Genomic DNA, 22,895 nt, shown 5'->3' with positions numbered 1-22,895 from the left:
TTTCTCGTCTTCTTCAATGAATCAAGCAATTCGTGTGGGAGCTTATGAAGCAGCTGATGTCGTCGATTAAGGAGGTGATCCAGCCGCAGGTTCCCCTACGGCTACCTTGTTACGACTTCACCCCAGTCATGAATCACACCGTGGTAACCGTCCCCCCGAAGGTTAGACTAGCTACTTCTGGTGCAACCCACTCCCATGGTGTGACGGGCGGTGTGTACAAGGCCCGGGAACGTATTCACCGCGACATTCTGATTCGCGATTACTAGCGATTCCGACTTCACGCAGTCGAGTTGCAGACTGCGATCCGGACTACGATCGGTTTTGTGAGATTAGCTCCACCTCGCGGCTTGGCAACCCTCTGTACCGACCATTGTAGCACGTGTGTAGCCCAGGCCGTAAGGGCCATGATGACTTGACGTCATCCCCACCTTCCTCCGGTTTGTCACCGGCAGTCTCCTTAGAGTGCCCACCATTACGTGCTGGTAACTAAGGACAAGGGTTGCGCTCGTTACGGGACTTAACCCAACATCTCACGACACGAGCTGACGACAGCCATGCAGCACCTGTCTCAATGTTCCCGAAGGCACCAATCCATCTCTGGAAAGTTCATTGGATGTCAAGGCCTGGTAAGGTTCTTCGCGTTGCTTCGAATTAAACCACATGCTCCACCGCTTGTGCGGGCCCCCGTCAATTCATTTGAGTTTTAACCTTGCGGCCGTACTCCCCAGGCGGTCAACTTAATGCGTTAGCTGCGCCACTAAAATCTCAAGGATTCCAACGGCTAGTTGACATCGTTTACGGCGTGGACTACCAGGGTATCTAATCCTGTTTGCTCCCCACGCTTTCGCACCTCAGTGTCAGTATGAGCCCAGGTGGTCGCCTTCGCCACTGGTGTTCCTTCCTATATCTACGCATTTCACCGCTACACAGGAAATTCCACCACCCTCTGCCCTACTCTAGCTCGCCAGTTTTGGATGCAGTTCCCAGGTTGAGCCCGGGGATTTCACATCCAACTTAACGAACCACCTACGCGCGCTTTACGCCCAGTAATTCCGATTAACGCTTGCACCCTCTGTATTACCGCGGCTGCTGGCACAGAGTTAGCCGGTGCTTATTCTGTCGGTAACGTCAAAACAGCAAGGTATTAGCTTACTGCCCTTCCTCCCAACTTAAAGTGCTTTACAATCCGAAGACCTTCTTCACACACGCGGCATGGCTGGATCAGGCTTTCGCCCATTGTCCAATATTCCCCACTGCTGCCTCCCGTAGGAGTCTGGACCGTGTCTCAGTTCCAGTGTGACTGATCATCCTCTCAGACCAGTTACGGATCGTCGCCTTGGTGAGCCATTACCTCACCAACTAGCTAATCCGACCTAGGCTCATCTGATAGCGCAAGGCCCGAAGGTCCCCTGCTTTCTCCCGTAGGACGTATGCGGTATTAGCGTTCCTTTCGAAACGTTGTCCCCCACTATCAGGCAGATTCCTAGGCATTACTCACCCGTCCGCCGCTGAATCAAGGAGCAAGCTCCCGTCATCCGCTCGACTTGCATGTGTTAGGCCTGCCGCCAGCGTTCAATCTGAGCCATGATCAAACTCTTCAGTTCAATACTGCTTGGGTTTTGAGAAAACCCTAAACTTGGCTCAGCAATCTCAAATGACTATTTCGATTTCTCGTGTAGTCACTTGTGATGCTGATAATCTTTCTGACTATCAGTCTGATTTCACAAGCACCCACACGAATTGCTTGATTCGATTGTTAAAGAGCGGTTGGTTAAGAGCTTTTCGTCTCAACCGATGGCGCGCATTCTACGCTTTTCGAGGCACCCGTCAAGCAATTATTTCGAGTTTTTTCAGATTTTCTCTTTAGGCTTCAAATGCTTAACAAGCCCTTCTCACACTACCCATATATAAGCAGCAGCTCACATCAGCAACCCGACCGAAACATGCGTATCAATACAGCCGCCCTGCAGTGCGCCTGTCAGAGACGGATAGGATCATTCCAGGCCAGGTTGAGGCATATGGTGTCCCAGGGCAGGTTCGAACTGCCAACCTTCCCCTTAGGAGGGGGATGCTCTATCCAATTGAGCTACTGAGACGCAGAAACCGGCAGCGAATGCTGCGCAGCGCAAGTCGGCGAGCATGTTACCCAGCACACCGACATTTGTCATGTCATCCGTAGGGGTTTTTAGCTGTAGGCTTTATTTACACCTTCGCAGCCAACACCCCCTCCTCGCTCAGCAGTATCAACAAGCGCGAAACGGTATCAAGCAACTCACCGGAGTTATCCAGAACACGCACTGTACGATCCTCGACACAAGCCAAGGCACGGGCACGCTCCAGACGACGCTCGATGTCATCAAGACTTTCACGCGCGCGCCCAAGCAAACGCGCACGCAGCACTCCGGCATCAACGGTCAGCAAGATTGGCAACAGGCTCGGGTAGCGCCTGCGGGCATCAACCAAGTGGGCCCGAGAACCATTGACCAGCACATGCCGCCCCTCTTCCAGCCAAACATCGATCTGCGCCGGAATACCGTAGGACAAGCCATTAGCCTGCCAATGCAGCGCAAACGCCTTCTGATCACAGAGCAACTCAAACTGCTGCCAGGTAACCCCATGAGCATCCTCCCCCTTGGCCTCCGCCGCCCGGGTAATCACACGCCGCGCGATGATTACGCCCTGCCTGTGAAGCACGGGACGAGCCGCTTCGATCAGGCTGTCCTTGCCGGCCCCTGAAGCCCCCATGAGGTAGATCAATCGGCCGGCCTTGACCGTCTGGACTGTCAAGCAATCGTCACTTGCGTCATGCTGCATAGCCACTATGCTCTTAAGTTAAGGAAACCACGCAAATTTTAGAGTTTTCTACCGCGCCATTCTTGCCATTTGCCGGTGCGAGGAGAAAGCTATCACTCAAACGGATAAGCGAAAAAATGAAAACTTTCAAAACCAGTACGCATTTCTGATAATTGGTACTGGCAAATAGCCTTTATCCAGCTCATTATTTGTCACAGAATTGACGCCAAGGAACCGGCGATTGTGAGGCATCATAAGCGCCTCATTCGCAATTCAGGTTGAACATTTGGCCCCAACAGTGGTCGTAACGTCACCGTGCGGCCAATTTCAAGAACCGCTTCCCCTGAACTAAAACCGGTCAATTATATGCGCCCAATGAAACAGGCTATCTACTCAAGCCGCACCGCAGACAAATTCGTCGTCCGCCTGCCCGACGGAATGCGTGAGCGCATTGCTGAGGTTGCGCGCAACCACCATCGCAGCATGAACTCTGAAATCATCGCTCGCCTGGAGCAAAGTCTGATCCAGGAAGGAGCTCTGGGCGATGAGCTAAGCATGCGCCTGGACAGCCCTGAACTGTCCCTGCACGAACGCGAACTGCTGCAACGCTTTCGCCAGCTCTCCCACCGCCAACAGAATGCACTGGTCGCGCTGATCGCCCATGATGCAGAAATGGCAGCTGATGCTTCCTGAATCACGCACACACAAAAAAGCCCGCATCATTGCGGGCTTTTTTGTGCCTGAGCCAAACACACTTACAACAGAAAGATAGTTGCAAGCCCCAGAAAGATGAAGAAACCACCGCTGTCGGTTACAGCCGTGATCATCACGCTGGAGCCCATTGCCGGATCACGCCCCATACGCACCAGGGTCATCGGAATCAGCACACCCATCAGCGCAGCAAGCAACAGGTTCAGGGTCATTGCAGCAGTCATCACCACACCCAGCGACCAGCTGTGGTAAAGCAGGAACGCCACGATACCTATCACACCACCCCAAATAAGGCCGTTGATCAGGGCAACCGCCAGTTCCTTACGCATTAGCCGCGACGTATTCCCTGGGCTCACCTGATCAAGCGCCATAGCGCGAACAATCATGGTGATCGTCTGGTTACCGGAGTTACCACCAATACCCGCCACGATCGGCATCAAGGCTGCCAACGCCACCAGTTTTTCGATCGACCCCTCAAACAGGCCAATCACACGAGAGGCCACGAATGCAGTAATCAGGTTGATCGCCAACCAGGCCCAACGGTTACGCAGCGAGCGCCAGACCGAAGCAAAGATATCTTCCTCTTCGCGCAGACCCGCCATGCTCAGGACTTCGCTTTCGCTTTCCTCCCGAATAAGGTCAACCATTTCATCAATGGTCAGTCGACCAATCAGGCGATCGTTTTTGTCAACGACTGGGCCAGAGATCAAGTCATAGCGCTCAAATGCCAGGGCCGCATCGTAAGCGTCTTCCTCGGGGTGGAAGGTCACCGGATCGCTGGCCATGACCTCGGAAACCTTTTTCTCCGGGTCATTGACCAACAGACGCTTGATCGGCAAGACGCCTTTGAGGATACCGTCATAATCGACCACGAAAAGCTTGTCGGTATGCCCCGGCAACTCTTTCAGGCGACGCAGGTAACGCAACACCACTTCAAGGCTGACATCCTCACGAATGGTCACCATCTCGAAGTCCATCAGCGCACCGACCTGGTCCTCGTCATAGCTCAGAGCAGAACGCACACGCTCACGCTGCTGAGCATCCAGGCTCTCCATGAGCTCGTGAACGACGTCGCGCGGCAACTCTGGGGCAAGGTCTGCCAGTTCGTCAGCATCCATCTCCTTGGCCGCAGCCAGGAGCTCATGATCGTCCATGTCGGCGATCAGGGTTTCTCGAACCGAGTCAGACACTTCGAGCAGGATGTCGCCGTCACGCTCAGCCTTGACCAACTGCCAAACGGTCAATCGGTCATCGAGCGGTAACGCTTCGAGAATATAGGCGACGTCGGCAGAGTGCAGATCGTCGAGCTTGCGCTGCAGCTCGACCAGATTCTGTCGATGAACCAGGTTTTCAACCAGGTCATGATGATGACCTTCCTGGCGATGCGTGAGGTCTTCAACAACACGCTGGCGCTGCAACAGCTCAACCACCTGGGCCAGGCGATCCTGCAGGCTATCTTGGGTCTTTTTTACTTCGATTTCAGTCATAGGCGAACTCCACTCCCAGCAGGGAGCACGCCGGGAGGATCAATCAGTCAGATCGTGATTGGCAAAATCAGCTATTGAGTAACTACTGGGTAAGTCCATGGTGGTATTCCACAAGCCCCGGCGGGGCTGACGGGCGCAATCATACACTGCTTGAACAATCGAAGCGCTTAAAATCTTGACCAGAACAGTCGCTTGCAACATAAAGCTCGACCGCATCCAGATACACTAATACGACGGCACTGCCACAGAGAAAAGCACATCGCCTGAGATATCAGCACAAGAAGATGGCGCACTAACTGACAATCTAGCCATTGCGCTTTACGAGAAAATTAATTTCGCGGAAAACAAAAAGCCCGCATAAAATGCGGGCCTTCTGATATATGGTGCACTCAGGAGGATTCGAACCTCCGACCGCTCGGTTCGTAGCCGAGTACTCTATCCAGCTGAGCTATGAGTGCGGTTTGGTATTTTTAGACCAGATCACCACTGGCTTTAGACTGAAACCGCCTCATTGACTGAAGTCGATTTCTGAATATGGTGCACTCAGGAGGATTCGAACCTCCGACCGCTCGGTTCGTAGCCGAGTACTCTATCCAGCTGAGCTATGAGTGCAGGTTGGTATTTTTAGACCAGATTACCACTGGCTTATTCTGAAACCACTTCAACAAATTAAAGCAGCTTCGGAATATGGTGCACTCAGGAGGATTCGAACCTCCGACCGCTCGGTTCGTAGCCGAGTACTCTATCCAGCTGAGCTATGAGTGCAGTATTCTTGCAGCGCATTATAGTTCGCAGAATCATTTTGACAACCACTTTTTCGTTTAAATTCAACGACTTAGCGATTCATCCAGATTACAGCGCCCTACTTGAATAATGGCGGAGAAGGGGGGATTCGAACCCCCGATACCCTTGTGAGGTATACTCCCTTAGCAGGGGAGCGCCTTCGGCCACTCGGCCACCTCTCCGCAACACGGGGCGTATAATAACCAGACCCTTCCCCGTTTGCAAACTCTTTTTTGAAAAAAAACTGAGAAAAATTAAAGGGTTGGTTCTTCGTCCTTCTCTTTCTTGATCCGAAGGTAGATTTCCTCACGGTGAACGGCCACTTCCTTGGGGGCATTCACACCGATTCGCACTTGATTTCCTTTGACGCCGAGCACGGTCACGGTGATTTCGCCATCGCCAATGATCAGGCTCTCGGCGCACCGACGAGTCAGAATCAACATACCTTTCTCCTCACGCATTTCAGTTCAGGGATAACAGTCTGCAAAAAAGAGGGCTTCAGCCTACAACCGGGACTGGCTGCCGACCTACGCCTCAGTATTGACCAGCGCAAGTAAAAGGACAGATTTCTCACGCCAGTCAAAAAAACGAAGGGCGCGGCCATGCCGCGCCCTTTTTAGGCAGGAGCCTTACTCACCCTGGCGGGCGGGGGCATCCAGCTCGAAGGCCGTGTGCAGTGCACGCACAGCCAGTTCCAGGTACTTCTCTTCAATAACTACAGAGACCTTGATCTCGGAAGTGGAGATCATCTGAATGTTGATGCTCTCCTTTGCCAGCGCTTCGAACATGCGGCTCGCAACACCGGCGTGCGAACGCATACCGACACCGACGATGGACACCTTGGCGATCTTGGTATCACCGACTACCTCACGGGCGCCGATTTCACGGGCCGTGTTTTCCAGCACCTGCTGCGCCTTGGCATAGTCATTACGGTGCACGGTAAAGGTAAAGTCGGTGGTGTTATCGTGCGAGACGTTCTGCACGATCATGTCGACTTCAATGTTCGCCGCACTGATAGGACCGAGGATCTTGAAAGCAACGCCTGGGGTATCAGGTACGCCGCGAATGGTCAGCTTGGCTTCATCGCGATTGAAGGCGATGCCGGAAATGATCGGCTGTTCCATGGATTCCTCTTCATCAATAGTAATGAGGGTACCCGGACCCTCCTGAAAGCTGTGCAGCACGCGCAGCGGGACGTTGTACTTGCCGGCGAACTCGACGGCACGGATCTGCAGCACCTTGGAACCGAGACTGGCCATTTCCAGCATCTCTTCGAAGGTGATCTTGTCCAGCCGCTGAGCCTGGGACACCACACGCGGGTCAGTGGTGTAGACACCATCGACGTCGGTGTAGATCTGGCACTCATCAGCCTTCAGTGCAGCCGCCAGGGCCACGCCAGTGGTATCGGAACCACCACGCCCGAGGGTGGTGATGTTGCCGTGCTCATCGACACCCTGGAAACCAGCAACCACAACGACACGGCCAGCCTTGAGGTCGGCACGAATCTTCTGATCATCGATTTGCAGGATGCGCGCCTTGTTATGCGCGCTGTCAGTGAGGATCCGCACCTGGTTACCGGTGTAAGACACGGCAGGAATGCCGCGCTTCATCAGTGCCATGGCCAGCAAGGCAATGGTCACCTGCTCACCCGTGGAGACGATCACATCCAGTTCACGTGGAACCGGCTGATCGCTGATCTGCTTGGCCAGATCGATCAGGCGATTGGTTTCGCCGCTCATCGCCGACAGTACAACCACCAGATCATCGCCGGCTTCGCGGAATTTCTTGACCTTCTCGGCAACCTGCTCGATTCGCTCGACTGTGCCGACCGAGGTACCGCCAAATTTCTGTACGATCAACGCCATTTCAAAGCCGCCTCAGCCCGTGAAGGGCACCCAATAAACAATCAATCAACAGCCCGCCACTAGACGACGGGCCGCTTCGCGTCTTAGACGCCCTGCTCTACGAATGGCACGGTCAGGGCCAGTGCGCCGTCCAGCGCAGCAGCGTCGACACCGCCGCCTTGCGCCATGTCCGGACGCCCACCCCCTTTGCCGCCCACCGCCGCAGCGGCTTGCTTCATCAAATCACCGGCTTTGAGTTGGCCAGTCAGGTCCTTGGTCACACCCGCTACCAGTACGACCTTGTCCTCATAGACACTGCCGAGCAGGATCACTGCGCGGCCGAGTTTGTTCTTCAACTGATCGACCAGCGCCAGCAGCGCCTTGCCATCCTGGCCGTCAAGGCGCGCAGCCAGCACCTTGACGCCCTTGACGTCGACGGCTGTGCTCGACAGGTCGTCGCCCGCAGCACTGGCGGCCTTGGCCTGCAACTGCTCCAGTTGCTTTTCCAGCTGACGGTTTCGCTCAAGCACAGCCGAGAGCTTGTCGATCAGGTTGTCACGACTGCCCTTGACCAGTTGCGCGGCTTCCTTGAGCTGCTCTTCGGCGGCGTTCAGGTACGCCAGCGCAGCAGCACCGGTGACCGCCTCGATACGACGCACACCGGAGGCTACGCCACCTTCGCTAATGATCTTGAGCAGGCCGATATCGCCGGTACGCTTGGCGTGGATACCGCCGCACAGTTCGACGGAGAAATCGCCGCCCATGCTCAGCACCCGCACGCTGTCGCCATACTTCTCGCCGAACAGCGCCATGGCGCCCTTCTTCTTGGCGGTGTCGATATCGGTCTCTTCGGTTTGCACCTCGGAGTTGTTGCGCACTTCGCGGTTGACGATGTCTTCCAACGCCTTGAGCTGCTCAGGTTTGAGCGCCTCGAAGTGGCTGAAGTCGAAACGCAGGCGCTGGCTATCAACCAGCGAGCCTTTCTGTTGTACGTGATCACCGAGCACCTGACGCAGCGCTGCATGCAGCAAGTGCGTAGCGGAGTGGTTCAACGAGGTAGCATGCTGCACATCGGCATCGACCTGAGCCTGAACCTGCTCCCCAACCTTCAGGCTGCCGCTGGCAACCTGACCATGATGCAGGAACGCACCACCGGTCTTGGTGGTATCACGCACATCAAACCGTGCACCGCCGGCCAGCAGGTAACCGGTGTCACCCACCTGGCCACCAGACTCGGCATAGAACGGGGTTGTATCCAGAATCACAACGCCCTGCTCGCCTTCAGCCAACTGCTCAACCGCCTGGCCATCTTTATAGAGGGCTACGACAGTGGCATTGCCTTCGGTGGTGGTGTAACCGGTAAACTCAGTGGCTACATCAACCTTGACCAGGCTGTTGTAGTCCAGACCAAAGGCGCTTGCAGAACGCGCACGCTCACGCTGAGCATCCATCTCACGCTCGAAGCCAGCCTCATCCAGGGTCAGGTTACGCTCACGAGCGATATCGCCCGTCAGGTCCATCGGGAACCCGTAGGTGTCGTAGAGTTTGAATACCACGTCACCAGGTACCACGCTGCCTTTGAGTTCAGCCAGGTCCTGCTCGAGAATTTTCAAGCCCTGCTCGAGCGTCTTGGCGAACTGCTCTTCTTCCGCCTTGAGGACGCGCTCGATATGCGCCTGCTGCGCCTTCAGCTCAGGGAAAGCCTCGCCCATCTCGGCCACCAGCGCAGCCACGATCTGGTAGAAGAAACTGCCCTTGGCGCCCAGCTTGTTGCCGTGACGGCAGGCGCGACGAATGATACGTCGCAACACATAGCCACGACCTTCGTTGGACGGCAACACACCGTCGGCAATCAGGAACCCGCAGGAGCGAATATGGTCGGCCACAACCTTGAGTGAAGGCTGGGCGTCGTTGCTGCAACCGATCGCCTTGGCCGATGCGGCAAGCAGGCTCTGGAACAGGTCGATTTCGTAGTTGGAGTGAACGTGCTGCATGACCGCACTGATCCGCTCCAGGCCCATACCGGTATCGACAGACGGCGCAGGCAGCGGGTGCAGGACGCCGTCAGCAGTACGGTTGAACTGCATGAACACGTTGTTCCAGATCTCGATGTAACGGTCACCATCTTCTTCCGGCGAGCCAGGTGGACCGCCCCAGATCTCCGGGCCGTGATCGTAGAAGATCTCGGTGCAAGGACCGCACGGGCCAGTATCGCCCATGGTCCAGAAGTTGTCGGACGCGTATGGCGCTCCCTTGTTGTCACCGATGCGGACCATGCGCTCAGCCGGAACACCGACCTCTTTGGTCCAGATGTCATACGCTTCGTCGTCGCTGGCGTAGACCGTTACCCACAGTTTTTCCTTGGGCAGGTTCAACCATTTTTCCGAGGTCAGGAAGTTCCAGGCAAAGGTGATTGCATCGCGCTTGAAATAGTCACCAAAGCTGAAGTTACCCAGCATTTCAAAGAACGTGTGGTGGCGTGCGGTATAGCCGACGTTTTCCAGGTCGTTGTGCTTGCCGCCGGCGCGTACGCACTTCTGGCTGCTCACCGCTCGGGTATAGGCACGTTTTTCCTGGCCCAGGAAACAGTCCTTGAACTGGTTCATCCCGGCGTTGGTAAACAGCAGGGTCGGGTCGTTGCCCGGAATCAAAGAGCTGGACGCGACACGGGTATGTCCCTGCTCTTCGAAGAAGCGAAGGAAGGCTTCACGGATTTCTGCGCTTTTCATAGGTTCTTCCACGGAAACGGCGGCCAGAGGCAAATGCTTGCGTCAAATTGACGAAACGACGGCAAAGGGCCGCATTATATCGGGCCTGAGGCCTGGGTACAGTGTGTTTATGCGATAGAAGCCGTCAATTGGACAACCTGTAACGGCAATGACAAACAAAAGCGGCAAAATTACCTCCGCCAAGCATGCCCGGGATGCTAAAGCCTGATTTCCCCTACTGACAAGGCATTACGGAGGATCGCCCCGCCAATTGGCAAGGGTTCTCGGATGAAATGTCTTTCATAGGCGTCAATATCATTAGCAGGCTATACGTTTCCCGGAAAACTGTGCTAATAATCCGCTGCCGTCAGCCGCTGACGGCGACGTTCTCAGGGCGGGGCGCAATTCCCCACCGGCGGTAATTGCGCTGAATGCGCATAGCCCGCGAGCGCTTGCAGCACCACTGCAAGGTCAGCAGACCCGGTGTGATTCCGGGGCCGACGGTCATAGTCCGGATAAAGAGAGAACGGGATAGGCACCTGTGTGCCTACGGCTGCCTACTTGCACGCCGACTATCCCTTTCGATCCAGATGCCCTGTTTCTCATACAAACAGGAGTCCGTTTTAATGCAACCCACTGCAATCGATAGCAAGAGCCATCCTCAGGAACGTATCGCGTTCATTCAGGCCTGCTGGCACAAGGATATTGTCGACCAGGCACGCAAGTCCTTTGTCGAAGAGATGGGCAATCACGGCTATCAACCCGGCGACATCGATTTCTTCGAAGTCGGCGGCGCATTTGAAATCCCGCTGCACGCCAAACTGCTGGCACGCACAGGTCGCTATGCCGGCATTGTGGCTGCAGGCCTGGTGGTCGATGGCGGCCTGTACCGGCATGAATTCGTGGCACAGTCGGTGATCAGCGGCTTGATGCAGGTTCAACTGGAAACCGAAGTACCGGTGTTCTCGGTGGTACTGACGCCGCACCACTTCCACGCGGGCGACGAACACCAGACCTTCTACTTCGAGCACTTCCTGGTGAAGGGCGCCGAGGCCGCGAAGACCTGTGCCGATACCCTGCAGAAGCTGCGCGCGCTTCGCCGCAACGAAGTACCGCAAAAACGCGCCGTATAATCCACCCGCCAACCCGAACGCCGGCGCCCTTCTGCGGGGCCGGCGCCACCGGCAACAGTACGAATCCGATACTAGCGACGCCCGGTCAGCCCAGTTGATCCGGCGTGGTTGGCACAACCAGAATGCCGGCACGCAGGCCATTCTTGACCTTGGGATTCGGGAAAATGATACGAGCCCCCTCTTCCTCCACAACCCAGCGCGTCTCGGCCAGATCCTCGGCCAACAGGTAGCCCTTGGAGAGTTCGGAGAAGTTTTCGATATCGGCAGGCAAGTGCAGGTGGAAGTTGTCGCTGTGCTTGATGATTTCGCGAGCAACGCTGAACAGCTGCAAGCCATCAAGCAGCTCGCCTTCTGCGCTCGGCTCGTCACCTTCGATAATTTGCTTAAGACGCTTTTCCAACAGCTGCAGGTTCACCTGCTGGTTCTGACCAAACGGTCGCGCCTTGCCCAGCTCCAACGTAAATGCCTCAGCATCCAGTTGCTCATAGGTATAGGCCGTGAACGTAACGGAGGCCTTGCTTTGCAACAATACCGCCTCCATACCCGCAGCACGCAAGCGTGCCAGCTCACGACGCGAGTGCTTACGCCCCTCCTTGAAGGGATACAGCGCAAACTGCTCGATCTTCGAACCTCGAATCGCGGTATGCAGGTCGTAATGCAAGCGCATACGTCCCGGCACGCTAAAGAATGTCGCAGCCAAGCGCTCGAGCTCGCCGGCACGCAGGGCTTCTGTACCACTGGATAACTCATGGCGCCCATTGAACAGGCGATTGACGTCCTGCTCGATATAACGCTCACCGCGACGAATGGCTTCGGGGTTACCAAACAGAAACAGCAACCGTACGCGCGGCTTGATGTCACCGCGGGCAATGCCATGCAGCAACTCATCGAGCAACTCGATGGGGGCTGTTTCATTGCCGTGGATACCCGCTGAAAGCAGCAGGTCCATGCCATTGTCGCGAGCCTTGGGAGGACACACTTCCAGTGCACCTTCGCCGAGCCAGCGCATACGCACGCCCTCGACAGTCGTCTGAGTCTTCTCCGCCGGTTCACGACCGGCCAGGGTCAGGTCAAGCAGTTTGCCGAGGGCGAGCATGGGCCGTGTCCTTAGTGATGGTGTCCGCAGTCTGGGCCGTGGACGTGATCGTCGTCTTCACCGGCATCGGCCGGTTCCATTTCCAGCTGCAGGCTGACCAGGTTGGTGGCCAGCGGGCGCAGCAGCAGGTTGGCGTACTCGGCGTCGTCTTCTTCGACGTCGACGCCGATCAGCAACTGACCGCGGCCATCCTGCTGAATCCATACCTCCTTGCCTTGCCAGACCACCGCAAAGCGGGTGCAGGAGGTTTCCAGCTGAGTGCCGTCATCGTCTTCGAGGATCAGCTGCAGGGCGTCGGACATAGTCGAATTCTCTCTCAAGGTTCAAGTTGGAATGGATAGACCGAGCCCAGCTTCAGAATCTGGGTCAGCTCATCCAACGCCGTACGGCACTCCACCAGCAACTGCGGGTCGGCCAGATCGCTTTCGCTCAAGCGATCGCGGTAATGTTTGTCAACCCACTGGGTCAGCGTGTCATACAGCGGCGCCGTCATGATAACGCCTGGATTGACCGCCGCCAGTTCCGTTTCATTGAGCGCGACTCGCAAGCGCAGGCAGGCCGGGCCACCCCCGTTCTGCATACTCTGCTTGAGGTCGAATACCTTGACCTCTGTCACCGGGCCTCCCTGGCTGGTCAGCGCCGACAGGTACGCCCAGACGCGCTCGTTATTGCGGCACTCTTCAGGCACGATCAGCAGCATCGAGCCATCGGCACGCGACAACAACTGGCTGTTGAACAAGTACGAGCGCACTGCATCCTCTACAGACACCTGAGCACGCGGCACGCAGATACTTTTGAAGTTGCCGCCTCGTTTAGCCAGTTTAGCTTGCAGTTCGGCGAGCATCGCATCGGTGCCCAGAAAGGCATCCTCGTGATAGAACAACACCTCACCATTACCCACCGCGATCACGTCGTTGTGGAACACACCCTGATCGATTACTGCGGGATTCTGCTGAGCGTAGACCACACCCTCTTCACTCAGGCCATGCAGACGAGCGACCGCTTGCGAGGCCTCCAGGGTTTGACGTGCCGGGTACTTCTGCGGTGCGGGGTAGCGGGTATCAAAAGCACTGCGACCGAACACGAAGAACTCGACACCAGGCTCACCGTAGCTACGGCAAAAACGAGTGTGGTTAGCTGCGCCTTCGTCGCCGAACTGGCTGACAGCCGGCAACGCAGCGTGATGCGCGAAGTGCCGCTGATCCGCAAACATGGCGCTTAACACCCGACTGGTAGTGGGGTGCTCAATGCTGCGGTGGTACTTGCAGTTGAGGTTCGCTGCGGTGAAATGCACACGACCATCAGCGGTGTCGGCACTTGGGCTCACGGTTGCGGCGTTGGCGACCCACATGCTCGAAGCGGAGCAGGATGCCACCAGCAACGGCATGGCTTCTTTGGCCGCGCGGGCGATCACCTGGGCATCGGTTCCAACAAAGCCCAACTGACGCAGCGCTGCCACATCCGGGCGCTCCTGCGGTGCCAATACACCCTGCGTAAAGCCCATTTCCATCAGGGCTTTCATCTTCGCCAAACCCTGACGGGCCGCTTCGCGGGGGTTGGAGGCCTGCTGGCTGTTGCTCTGCGACGCGACGTTGCCGTAGGACAGACCGCCATAGTTATGCGTCGGGCCTACCAGACCATCAAAATTCACTTCAAAGGATTTCATCGGCAAGACTCCATGGACCTGTTGTTATAGGGAGACGCCGGGCGTCAGGGTTGCAGGCAGGCTCAGGCTGGCGGTCTCCAGCGAAGCCACCGGGTAAGCACAATAGTCGGCCGCGTAATAGGCACTGGCACGATGGTTGCCACTGGCACCCACTCCGCCAAACGGTGCGCTGCTGGCGGCGCCGGTCAGTTGCTTGTTCCAGTTCACGATACCCGCACGGCTTTCCAGCCAGAATTGCTGGTAGCGCGCCTCAGAGTCCGACAGCAAGCCGGCAGCCAACCCATACTGGGTATTGTTGGCTTCGGCGATGGCTGCATCGAAATCGGCATAGCGAATCACTTGCAGCAGCGGACCAAAGAACTCCTCGTCAGGACGATTGGCTACCGACGTCACATCGACGATTCCTGGCGTCAACAAGGCCGCATTGGGCTGTGGCTGAATCATTTCCAGCAGCGACACCGCGCCGTTAGCCAGCAGTTGGGCTTGTGCATCAAGCAGCGCCTTGGCCGCGCCCAGGGAAATCACCGAGCCCATGAACGGTGCCGGTTGCTGGTCGAAAGCCCCCACCGAAATGGTTTTGCAAACCGCCACCAGGCGTGTCAGCAGCGCATCACCCCACGCACCTTGCGGCACCAGCAAGCGCCGGGCACAGGTGCAGCGCTGGCCAGCAGAGATGAACGCGGACTGGATAATGGTGTACACCGCGGCGTCCAGGTCTTGTACCTGATCGACCACCAGCGGGTTGCTCCCGCCCATCTCCAGAGCAAGAATCTTGTCCGGGCGACCGGCAAACTGTTGATGCAGAAGATTGCCGGTTCGACTGGAGCCGGTGAAGAACAAACCATCGATACCCGGATTGGCCGCCAGCGCGACACCGGTTTCCCGAGCGCCTTGAACCAGGTTCAACACGCCCACAGGCAAGCCGGCTTCAACCCAGCACTTGACGGTCAGCTCAGCCACTTTCGGGGTTAGCTCACTGGGCTTGAACACCACGGTATTGCCCGCCAAAAGTGCTGGCACGATGTGTCCATTCGGCAGGTGGCCCGGGAAGTTGTAGGGGCCAAATACCGCCACCACGCCATGGGGCTTGTGTCGCAGTACGGCGGTGGCATCGGCCAGCGGGCCACTTTTTTCGCCCGTGCGCTCACGGTAGCTCTGCACCGAGATGGCGACCTTGTTGACCATGCTGGTCACTTCGGTAGCCGCCTCCCAGAGCGGTTTGCCGGTTTCCTCGCCGATGCAGCGAGCCAATTCGTCGGCATTGGCCTTCAAGCGCGCAGCAAAGGCCTCAAGTACCGCAATACGGACGTCCAGCGATTGCCGGGCCCAGCCGGGAAACGCCTGGCGCGCCGCCTTGACGGCCTCGCCCACTTGCTCGGCGGTAGCGCCCTGCCCCTTCCAGATCACGTGTTGGGTGACCGGATTGTGCGACTCCAGGGCCTCGCCCTGACCTGCCAACCACGCGCCAGCAATGTAATGGGTAGTCATTTATTGGGCCTCCCGGGCGGACAAGGGTACGGCGCGGACCTGATCGCCAGCGTTCAAGCGCAAGCGCTTAGCGGTTTGTTGATCGACCACCAGGGTGCCGGCGGCCAGACGAGCAGGCGCTGCGGCAATGCGGCAGTCTTCACGCTTGCGGTTGTGGATAATGTATGGGGTGGCGTCGTCACCCGGCGTGCCGATTGCCAGCACCAGCGCCTGGCTGTCATGCACAGCACGAATCTTGCGGGTTTCACATTCAATGGCCGGGCCCGCGTCAAAGATGTCGACATACCCCTGGTAGCTGAAACCTTCGCTCTTGAGCATGGCCAGCGCCGGCTCGGTGTCGGTGTGCACACGACCGATGACGTTGCGCGCTGCCTCCGAAAGGAAGCAGGTGTAGAGCGGAAACTTGGGCATCAGCTCGGCGATGAACGCCTTGTTGCCTACGCCGGTCAGGTAATCCGCCTGACTGAACTCCATTTTGAAGAAATGTCGACCCAGACTCTCCCAGAATGGCGAGCGGCCATTGGCGTCGGACATCCCACGCATTTCGGCAATGATCTTGTTACCGAACAGCTCTGGGAACTCGGCGATGAACAACATGCGCGCCTTGGACAGCAGACGACCATTCAGACCAGTACGGTAGTCGCTGCGCAAAAACAGCGAGCACAGTTCAGAGTTGCCGGTCAGGTCGTTGGCCAGGAACAACGTCGGAATCTCCCGATAGATGTTCAGCTCCTGGGAAGCACTGACGGTCAGACCGACCCGGTAGTTGTACCAAGGTTCGCGCAAGCCAACTGCGCCGGCGACAGCCGAAATGCCGACCACCTCGCCCGCATCGTTCTCCAACACGAACAGGTAATCCGCGTCGCCCCGCTCGGCTTCACCACGGAAGGTTTTTTCAGCCCAACCTACCCGGTGTGACAATCGCTCTTCATTGGCCGGCAAGGTCGTCAGGCCAGTGGTACCGGTGCTGCGCGCAAGTTCAATCAGCGCAGGTAAATCGCTGCTACGTACGGGACGAACGATCATGCTATCTCCTCGGGCGGCGGCCTATGGCCCGCCGCAAAACTCGACCTGGATACTCGGTTATCAAACCGCAGGCATCAAACCGCAACCAGGCGCACGCTGGCGCCCTCGCCAACACCCAGGGCATCGGCCGCTTCAAACGTCAGGCTGACTGGCTTGCCAGGCACCCAGTCCAGCTCCAGCAATACGGCGCGGTAGTCCTGCAACTGGCCGTTGGAAACCAGATACGGGCGCCCACCCTTGGCCACCTGTTCCTCGATACGCACAGGCACCACGCGGCTTTGGGCGATCGAACGGATACCCGAAACCCGCGCATGCAAGGTTGGGCCACCGTCGAAAATGTCGATGTAGTGATCCGTTTCAAAACCTTCGCGCATCAGGATGTCGAAGGTGATTTGCGCACGCGGGTGAACCTGGCCCATGGCCTCTTGCGCGGCATCCGGCAACAGCGGCACATAGATCGGGTAATGCGGCATCAGCTCGGCCAGGAACGTCCGGCTCTTCAAGCCGCACAGGCGCTCGGCCTCGGCATAATTGAGGTCAAAGAAGTTACGTCCAATAGCATCCCAGAACGGGGAGTCGCCCTGTTCATCGCTGTAGCCGACGATCTCGGTAACCACCGAATCAGCAAAACGCTCAGGGTGAGAAGCCATGAACAACAGACGTCCGCGAGAGTTCAGCTCGGACCATCCCGTTCCCACCAACTCCGGCAGCACATAAAAACTGGTCAGCAGGCTGTTGCCGGTCAGGTCATGACACTGCGATAGCACGTGAATCTTGTTGTGGATCTTCAGTTCACGCGAGGCGTGGACAAAGGTCTCGTTACGAAAGCTGTAGAACGGCTCCGAATAGCCCGCCGATGCCACAATCGCCGAACAACCGGCCAACTTGCCGGTGGCGGTGTCCTCCAGCACAAAAAAGTAGCTCTCTTCGCCATTGAAGCTGACTTCAGCAGCAAAGGAGGTCTCGGAGGCGGCAATCTTGTCGCTCAAACGTGCGGCATCGTCCGGCAGGGACGTGACACCAATGGGACTGTCGGCAGCCAGACGCTGTACTTCGCCTAGATCAGCCATTTGCGCGGGGCGCATCACCAGCATGGTGTCACTCCTTTTCGGGGAAAACAGGCCGACAGCCGTCGGCACGAAAAAAGCAGCGCGTGCGAGGTGCACAGGCCGCGGAAATCAGTTTCGCTGGCCCGCAAGGGCCAGCGAACAGAGAGCAATCAGCCCTGGGTCAGCTTGGCAACAGCACGCTCGAAGCGGTCGAGGCCAGCATCGATGTCGGCATCCTCGATCACCAGGCTTGGCGCGAAGCGCACCACATCGGGACCGGCTTGCAGAATCATCAGGTCTTCTTTTTCGGCCGCGTTGAACACGTCCTTGGCCTTGCCTTTCCAGGCATCGGACAACACGCAACCGAGCAGCAGGCCCAGCCCACGGACTTCACTGAAGATGCCGTACTGCTGGCCGATCTTCTCCAGGCGCGCCTTGAAGCGATCAGACTTGGCTTTCACGCCGCCCAGCACTTCAGGGGTGTTGATGATATCGATGACGGCATTACCGACCGCACAGGCCAGCGGGTTGCCGCCGTAGGTAGTGCCATGGGTACCGACGGCCAGGTGCTTGGCCAGTTCTTCGGTGGTCAGCATGGCACCGATCGGGAAACCACCGCCCAGGCTCTTGGCGCTGGAAAGGATGTCCGGGGTGACGCCGTAGTGCATATAGGCAAACAGCTCGCCGGAGCGGCCCATGCCAGTCTGCACTTCATCGAATACCAGCAGTGCGTTGTACTTGTCGCACAGCTCACGAGCACCTTGCAGGTACGCCTTGTCGGCCGGCAACACACCGCCCTCGCCCTGCACGGGCTCGATGACGACAGCACAGGTCTTGTCGGAAATTTGCGCTTTCAGTGCTTCCAGATCGTTGTACGGCACATGGCTGATACCCGTGATCTTCGGCCCGAAACCATCGGAATACTTCGGTTGGCCGCCCACACTCACAGTGAACAGGGTACGGCCATGGAAGCTGTTCACGGTCGCGATGATTTCGTTCTTTTCAGGGCCGAAACGATCATGGGCAACGCGGCGCGCCAGCTTGAAGGCTGCTTCGTTGGCTTCAGCGCCAGAGTTGCAGAAGAACGCACGGTCAGCAAAGGTAGCATCGACCAGCTTGCGCGCCAGGCGCAGCGCCGGCTCGTTGGTGAAGACGTTGGAAACGTGCCACAGCTTTTGTGCTTGCTCGGTCAACGCAGCAACCAGTGCGGGGTGGGCATGCCCCAGGACGTTCACGGCAATACCACCCGCGAAGTCGATCAGCTCGCGGCCCGCCTGGTCCCAGACTCGGGAGCCCGCGCCGCGCACGGGAATGAAACCCGCCGGTGCGTAGTTGGGAACCATTACCTGGTCGAAATCGGCGCGTTGCACCGGAGCTTGCTCAACGGACATCGGAGTCTCCTGAAGAGGAACGCCTGCCTGAAACTGGCGAGCGATGGGGGGATTGTAAGGAGAGATTGGCGCCTGTCCTTGCCGCCAAGCGACAACTTCTTATAGCGCCAAACCCTGTTTTAACAAGGCTTTCGGCAATGCGACAAATAGGGTCGCAAAGGCGCAGTTTAAACGGTGCACGCTGTCGACGGGGAGATTCCGCTTCAAAGGCAGATGGAGAAATTTCCGGGCGTGCGCATCAGCGCGACAACCTGTTTCACGGGAGCGGCTCCACGCCAAAGGTCCAGGCGCTACGCGCACTCGATCCGGCGACAACCGAACCGATGCTGTCGCCGCACATTTACTGAGAGGTCGCTATAAGGAGAGCGGCTTACTGCCGAGGCAACACTGCGGAATCAACCGCGTTCGGCGGGCACAGAAGAGAGCTCGAAGGGGCTGCTACTGCGACGCTGATTGCGATCTTCACGCGGCGTTGCGCCGAAAAAGTTGCGATAGGCGCTGGAGAAATGCGGCCCAGAGGAGAAGCCGCACGACAGACCAATCTGAATGATCGATTTGCTGGTCTGCATGAGCATCTGCCGCGCCTTGTTCAGCCGCAACTCCAGGTAGTACTGGCTAGGAACACGGTTCAGGTACTGCTTGAAGATACGCTCCAGCTGCCGACGAGATACGCATACATGCTGAGCAATTTCGTCAGTGGTCAGCGGCTCTTCAATGTTGGCCTCCATCAACAGCACCGCCTGGGTCAGCTTGGGATGGCTTGAACCCAAACGATTCTGCAGCGGGATACGCTGGCGCTCACCACCCTCACGGATACGCTCAACCACCAGCTCTTCAGAGACTGCGCCGGCCAACTCCGCACCATGATCACGCGCAAGCACCGCCAGCAGCAGATCCACGACAGACATGCCGCCGCAGGCCGTAAGGCGGTCACGGTCCCAGTCGAACAGGTGACTGGTCGCAATGACCTTGGGGAAGCGCTCGTTGAAATCATCCTGCCAGCGCCAATGGACGGCTGCGCGGTAACCATCGAGCAAGCCCAGCATAGCCAACGGGTAGATACCGGCAGACAAGCCACCAATCACACAACCTGCGCGCACCAGTTGCTTGAGCGCGCTGCCCAGCGCCGAGTTGATGGCCTGAGGCGGCTCATCCGCCAGCAGAAAGAGCTTGTGACAGCCCTCCAGACGCCCCGCCCAAGGCTCGCCCGGCAAACGCCAAGCGCCTTCGACGGGCGCCTCCGCCTGCAGAAAACGCAACTCATAAACCACCTCAGGATGCACTTTCTGGGCAACTTGCAAGACCTCCTCAGCCAGCGCCAGGGTCAAGGCCTTGGTGCTGGGCCAAATGAGAAAAGCAATGCGCTGGGTGGTCATAAAGGACAATCCGAAACCGTGGATGAGACAAAGGTCAAACTGCAACCGACACGCAGCATGACCTGTTTTGGTGCAAAGCGGCAGCCTTGCTGAGCCTCAATGGCAGATTATTTCAGGCTACCTGCCAGGAACTGCTGCAAACGCTCGGATTGCGGCTTGACCAGCACCTCACGCGGATTGCCACATTCCTCCACCAATCCCTTGTGCAGGAACACCAACTGATTGGACACCTCACGGGCAAAGCCCATTTCATGCGTCACCACGACCATGGTCCGGCCTTCCTGAGCCAACGACTGCATCACCTTCAACACATCACCCACCAGCTCCGGGTCAAGCGCCGAGGTAGGCTCGTCGAACAGCATCACCTCTGGCTCCATCGCCAGCGCACGGGCAATGGCCACGCGCTGCTGCTCGCCACCGGACATATGCCCAGGATAGGCGTCCTTGCGATGCGCAACACCCACCTTGGCCAGGTAATGCTCTGCCTTCTCCAGCGCATCCTTCTTGGACATGCCCAATACATGGACGGGCGCCTCGATGATGTTCTCCAGCGCCGTCATGTGCGACCACAGGTTGAAGTGCTGAAACACCATCGACAGGCGAGAACGCATGCGCTGCAACTGCTTGGGATCGGCGGCCTTTAGCGCACCCTCCTTGTTCGGCACCAGCTTGAGCTCTTCATTGTTCAGCAGGATTTTACCGGCGTGCGGCTGCTCCAGCAGGTTGATGCAGCGCAGGAACGTACTTTTGCCCGAGCCACTGGAACCAATGATACTGATTACATCGCCTGCCTTGGCAGCAAGCGATACGCCCTTGAGCACTTCGTGACTGCCGTAACGTTTATGCAGATCTTGGACTTCGAGTTTGTACATGCTGTCGGTTCTCAAAAAACGGTCTGTCATGAGCAAATGCCCAGGGCGAAAAAATGCCGCAGGCCTCAGCCCTTGCGCGGCGCCAGGTAGCCAAGCCAGCGGCGTTCGGCCATCTTGAACAGGCGGACCAGGATGAAGGTCATGCACAGGTAGAACACGCCGGCGGTGATATAGGCTTCGAACGGCAGGTAAAACTGGGCATTGACAGTCCGGGCGGCGCCGGTGATATCAATCAACGTGACAATAGATGCAAGACTGGTGGTCTGCAGCATCATGATCACCTCGTTACTGTATTGCGGCAGTGCACGACGCAGCGCCGACGGCAGGAGGATCCGCCGGTACATCTTGACCCGCGACATACCAACAGCCTTGGCCGCCTCGATCTCCCCATGAGGGGTAGCCTTCAAGCTGCCTGCAATGATCTCCGCAGTGTAGGCACTGGTGTTGATGGCAAAGGCCAGACACGCACAGAACGTTGCACTGGACAGCCACGGCCAGAGGAAGCTTTCACGCACCGCCTCAAACTGGGCCAAGCCGTAGTAAATCAGGAACAGCTGCACCAGCATCGGCGTGCCACGAATCACATAGGTGTACAGCCAGGCCAGCAGGTTGACCACAGGCTGCTTCGAGACCCGCATCAACCCCAACGGGATAGACACCAGCAGACCAAAAAACAGCGACAAGGCGAGCAACTTGAGCGTGGTCAGCAAACCGCTCATGTACAGTGGCAAAGCATCCCAAATGACGTTGTAGTCGAAGATCATAGTTCAGCCGCCTTTACGCCAACCGAGTAGCGTTTTTCCAGATAACGCAGCGCCAACAGCGAGACACTGGTAATCACCAGGTACAGCGCTGCCACCGCCAGGAAGAAGGTGAAGGGTTCACGGGTGGCGTCAGCCGCCTGCTTGGCCTTGAACATCATGTCCTGCAAACCGACTACGGAAATCAACGCCGTAGCCTTGGTCAGTACCAACCAGTTGTTGGTGAAGCCCGGAATGGCCAGCCGAATCATCTGCGGCACCATCACCCGGAAGAAAATCTGCACACTGCTCATGCCGTAGGCCATGCCGGCCTCAGCCTGCCCCTTGGGAATCGCCATGAACGCACCGCGGAACGTTTCCGAGAGGTAGGCGCCAAAAATGAAGCCCAGGGTACCGACACCCGCAACCAGCGGATTCAGGTCAATGTAATCGTCGTAACCCAGCAGTGGCGCGATCCGATTGAGCAGGTCCTGGCCACCGTAAAAAATCAGCAGGATCAGCACCAGATCGGGGATACCGCGGATCACCGTGGCATACAGATCACCCAACCACGCCAACCAGCGTACCGGCGATAGCCGCAATGCCACGCCAATCAGGCCGAGTACAATGGCCAGGGCCATTGACGACAGGGCAAGCTGTATCGTCAGCCATGCTCCGTCGAGTATGACTGCCCCGTAGCCTTTCAACATGATGAGGTCCTCGACCTTAGGG

The 22,895-nt window shown here is 57.5% G+C and carries 18 protein-coding genes, 5 tRNA genes, 1 rRNA gene and 1 riboswitch; of the genes, 2 read left to right on the top strand and 22 right to left on the bottom strand.

Annotated features, from left to right (window positions below; all coding sequences use genetic code 11):
* Positions 1-67 precede the first annotated feature (67 nt).
* The 3 genes from AB7M23_RS13115 to phnN form a co-directional block, all read right to left on the bottom strand.
* Positions 68-1,604, bottom strand: a 16S ribosomal RNA gene (locus tag AB7M23_RS13115).
* A gap of 415 nt (positions 1,605-2,019) precedes the next feature.
* Positions 2,020-2,096: transfer RNA gene (locus tag AB7M23_RS13110), tRNA-Arg, on the bottom strand.
* 106 nt (positions 2,097-2,202) lie between these two features.
* Positions 2,203-2,814 carry a phosphonate metabolism protein/1,5-bisphosphokinase (PRPP-forming) PhnN gene (gene phnN / locus AB7M23_RS13105; protein ID WP_454241008.1) on the bottom strand — a complete coding sequence of 204 codons (612 nt, stop codon included), beginning with the start codon at positions 2,812-2,814 and terminating at the stop codon, positions 2,203-2,205.
* Between the two features lie 345 nt (positions 2,815-3,159).
* Here phnN and AB7M23_RS13100 point away from each other — a divergent pair, with 345 nt between their 5' ends.
* Positions 3,160-3,486 (top strand): Arc family DNA-binding protein, encoded by a 327-nt coding sequence (locus AB7M23_RS13100; RefSeq protein ID WP_009681471.1) that lies wholly within the window; start codon positions 3,160-3,162, stop codon positions 3,484-3,486.
* 62 nt (positions 3,487-3,548) lie between these two features.
* On the opposite strand, the gene mgtE is transcribed toward AB7M23_RS13100, so the two are convergent.
* From mgtE to alaS, 8 genes are all read right to left on the bottom strand, one after another.
* Positions 3,549-4,991 carry a magnesium transporter gene (gene mgtE, locus AB7M23_RS13095; protein ID WP_065761966.1) on the bottom strand — a complete coding sequence of 481 codons (1,443 nt, stop codon included), beginning with the start codon at positions 4,989-4,991 and terminating at the stop codon, positions 3,549-3,551.
* 381 nt (positions 4,992-5,372) lie between these two features.
* A tRNA-Arg gene (locus tag AB7M23_RS13090) sits at positions 5,373-5,449 on the bottom strand.
* 77 nt (positions 5,450-5,526) lie between these two features.
* Positions 5,527-5,603: transfer RNA gene (locus tag AB7M23_RS13085), tRNA-Arg, on the bottom strand.
* Between the two features lie 76 nt (positions 5,604-5,679).
* Positions 5,680-5,756: transfer RNA gene (locus tag AB7M23_RS13080), tRNA-Arg, on the bottom strand.
* Between the two features lie 109 nt (positions 5,757-5,865).
* Positions 5,866-5,956 (bottom strand) — tRNA-Ser (locus AB7M23_RS13075).
* 72 nt (positions 5,957-6,028) lie between these two features.
* Positions 6,029-6,217, bottom strand: coding sequence for a carbon storage regulator CsrA (gene csrA, locus AB7M23_RS13070; protein WP_009399024.1), 189 nt, complete (start codon positions 6,215-6,217; stop codon positions 6,029-6,031).
* A 186-nt stretch (positions 6,218-6,403) separates the two neighbouring features.
* The gene (locus AB7M23_RS13065) at positions 6,404-7,639 is read right to left on the bottom strand and encodes an aspartate kinase (RefSeq protein ID WP_065760751.1); all 1,236 of its coding nucleotides are present in this window, start codon (positions 7,637-7,639) and stop codon (positions 6,404-6,406) included.
* A gap of 83 nt (positions 7,640-7,722) precedes the next feature.
* On the bottom strand, positions 7,723-10,347 hold the full coding sequence (gene alaS / locus AB7M23_RS13060) for an alanine--tRNA ligase (RefSeq protein ID WP_454241007.1): 2,625 nt from the start codon (positions 10,345-10,347) through the stop codon (positions 7,723-7,725).
* A 360-nt stretch (positions 10,348-10,707) separates the two neighbouring features.
* A riboswitch (FMN riboswitch) is annotated at positions 10,708-10,858 on the top strand.
* A 94-nt stretch (positions 10,859-10,952) separates the two neighbouring features.
* Between alaS and AB7M23_RS13055 the strand changes: the two genes are divergently transcribed.
* On the top strand, positions 10,953-11,459 hold the full coding sequence (locus AB7M23_RS13055) for a 6,7-dimethyl-8-ribityllumazine synthase (protein WP_454241006.1): 507 nt from the start codon (positions 10,953-10,955) through the stop codon (positions 11,457-11,459).
* Positions 11,460-11,544: 85 nt separating this feature from the next.
* Here the strand turns inward: AB7M23_RS13055 and astE are convergent, their stop codons facing one another.
* From astE to AB7M23_RS13000, 11 genes are all read right to left on the bottom strand, one after another.
* Complete coding sequence (gene astE, locus AB7M23_RS13050) at positions 11,545-12,555, bottom strand: succinylglutamate desuccinylase (protein WP_454241005.1); 1,011 nt, start codon at positions 12,553-12,555, stop codon at positions 11,545-11,547.
* Positions 12,556-12,566: 11 nt separating this feature from the next.
* A complete protein-coding gene (locus AB7M23_RS13045; protein ID WP_065760747.1) occupies positions 12,567-12,857 on the bottom strand; it encodes a topoisomerase II in 291 nt (96 codons plus the stop codon).
* Positions 12,858-12,871: 14 nt separating this feature from the next.
* Positions 12,872-14,221, bottom strand: coding sequence for an N-succinylarginine dihydrolase (gene astB / locus AB7M23_RS13040; protein WP_454241004.1), 1,350 nt, complete (start codon positions 14,219-14,221; stop codon positions 12,872-12,874).
* A 24-nt stretch (positions 14,222-14,245) separates the two neighbouring features.
* Positions 14,246-15,709 carry a succinylglutamate-semialdehyde dehydrogenase gene (gene astD / locus AB7M23_RS13035; protein WP_454241003.1) on the bottom strand — a complete coding sequence of 488 codons (1,464 nt, stop codon included), beginning with the start codon at positions 15,707-15,709 and terminating at the stop codon, positions 14,246-14,248.
* Complete coding sequence (astA, locus tag AB7M23_RS13030) at positions 15,710-16,735, bottom strand: arginine N-succinyltransferase (protein WP_454241002.1); 1,026 nt, start codon at positions 16,733-16,735, stop codon at positions 15,710-15,712.
* A gap of 74 nt (positions 16,736-16,809) precedes the next feature.
* Positions 16,810-17,829, bottom strand: a complete 1,020-nt coding sequence (aruF, locus tag AB7M23_RS13025; RefSeq protein WP_065760743.1) for an arginine/ornithine succinyltransferase subunit alpha — start codon at positions 17,827-17,829, stop codon at positions 16,810-16,812.
* Positions 17,830-17,954: 125 nt separating this feature from the next.
* Positions 17,955-19,175 carry an aspartate aminotransferase family protein gene (locus tag AB7M23_RS13020; protein WP_454241001.1) on the bottom strand — a complete coding sequence of 407 codons (1,221 nt, stop codon included), beginning with the start codon at positions 19,173-19,175 and terminating at the stop codon, positions 17,955-17,957.
* Positions 19,176-19,570: 395 nt separating this feature from the next.
* A complete protein-coding gene (gene argR, locus AB7M23_RS13015) occupies positions 19,571-20,551 on the bottom strand; it encodes a transcriptional regulator ArgR (protein ID WP_102053089.1) in 981 nt (326 codons plus the stop codon).
* Positions 20,552-20,658: 107 nt separating this feature from the next.
* Entirely contained in the window at positions 20,659-21,423 is a 765-nt protein-coding gene (locus tag AB7M23_RS13010) for an ABC transporter ATP-binding protein (protein WP_099773877.1), read from the bottom strand.
* Positions 21,424-21,488: 65 nt separating this feature from the next.
* Positions 21,489-22,187, bottom strand: a complete 699-nt coding sequence (locus AB7M23_RS13005; RefSeq protein WP_065760739.1) for an ABC transporter permease — start codon at positions 22,185-22,187, stop codon at positions 21,489-21,491.
* A complete protein-coding gene (locus AB7M23_RS13000; RefSeq protein ID WP_454241000.1) occupies positions 22,184-22,873 on the bottom strand; it encodes an ABC transporter permease in 690 nt (229 codons plus the stop codon). The genes AB7M23_RS13005 and AB7M23_RS13000 overlap by 4 nt, the downstream gene beginning before the upstream one ends.
* Positions 22,874-22,895 lie beyond the last annotated feature (22 nt).

It is taken from the genome of Pseudomonas sp. HLS-6 TE3448, from assembly GCF_053629555.1.
This window is presented reverse-complemented; position numbering and strand designations above follow the sequence as displayed.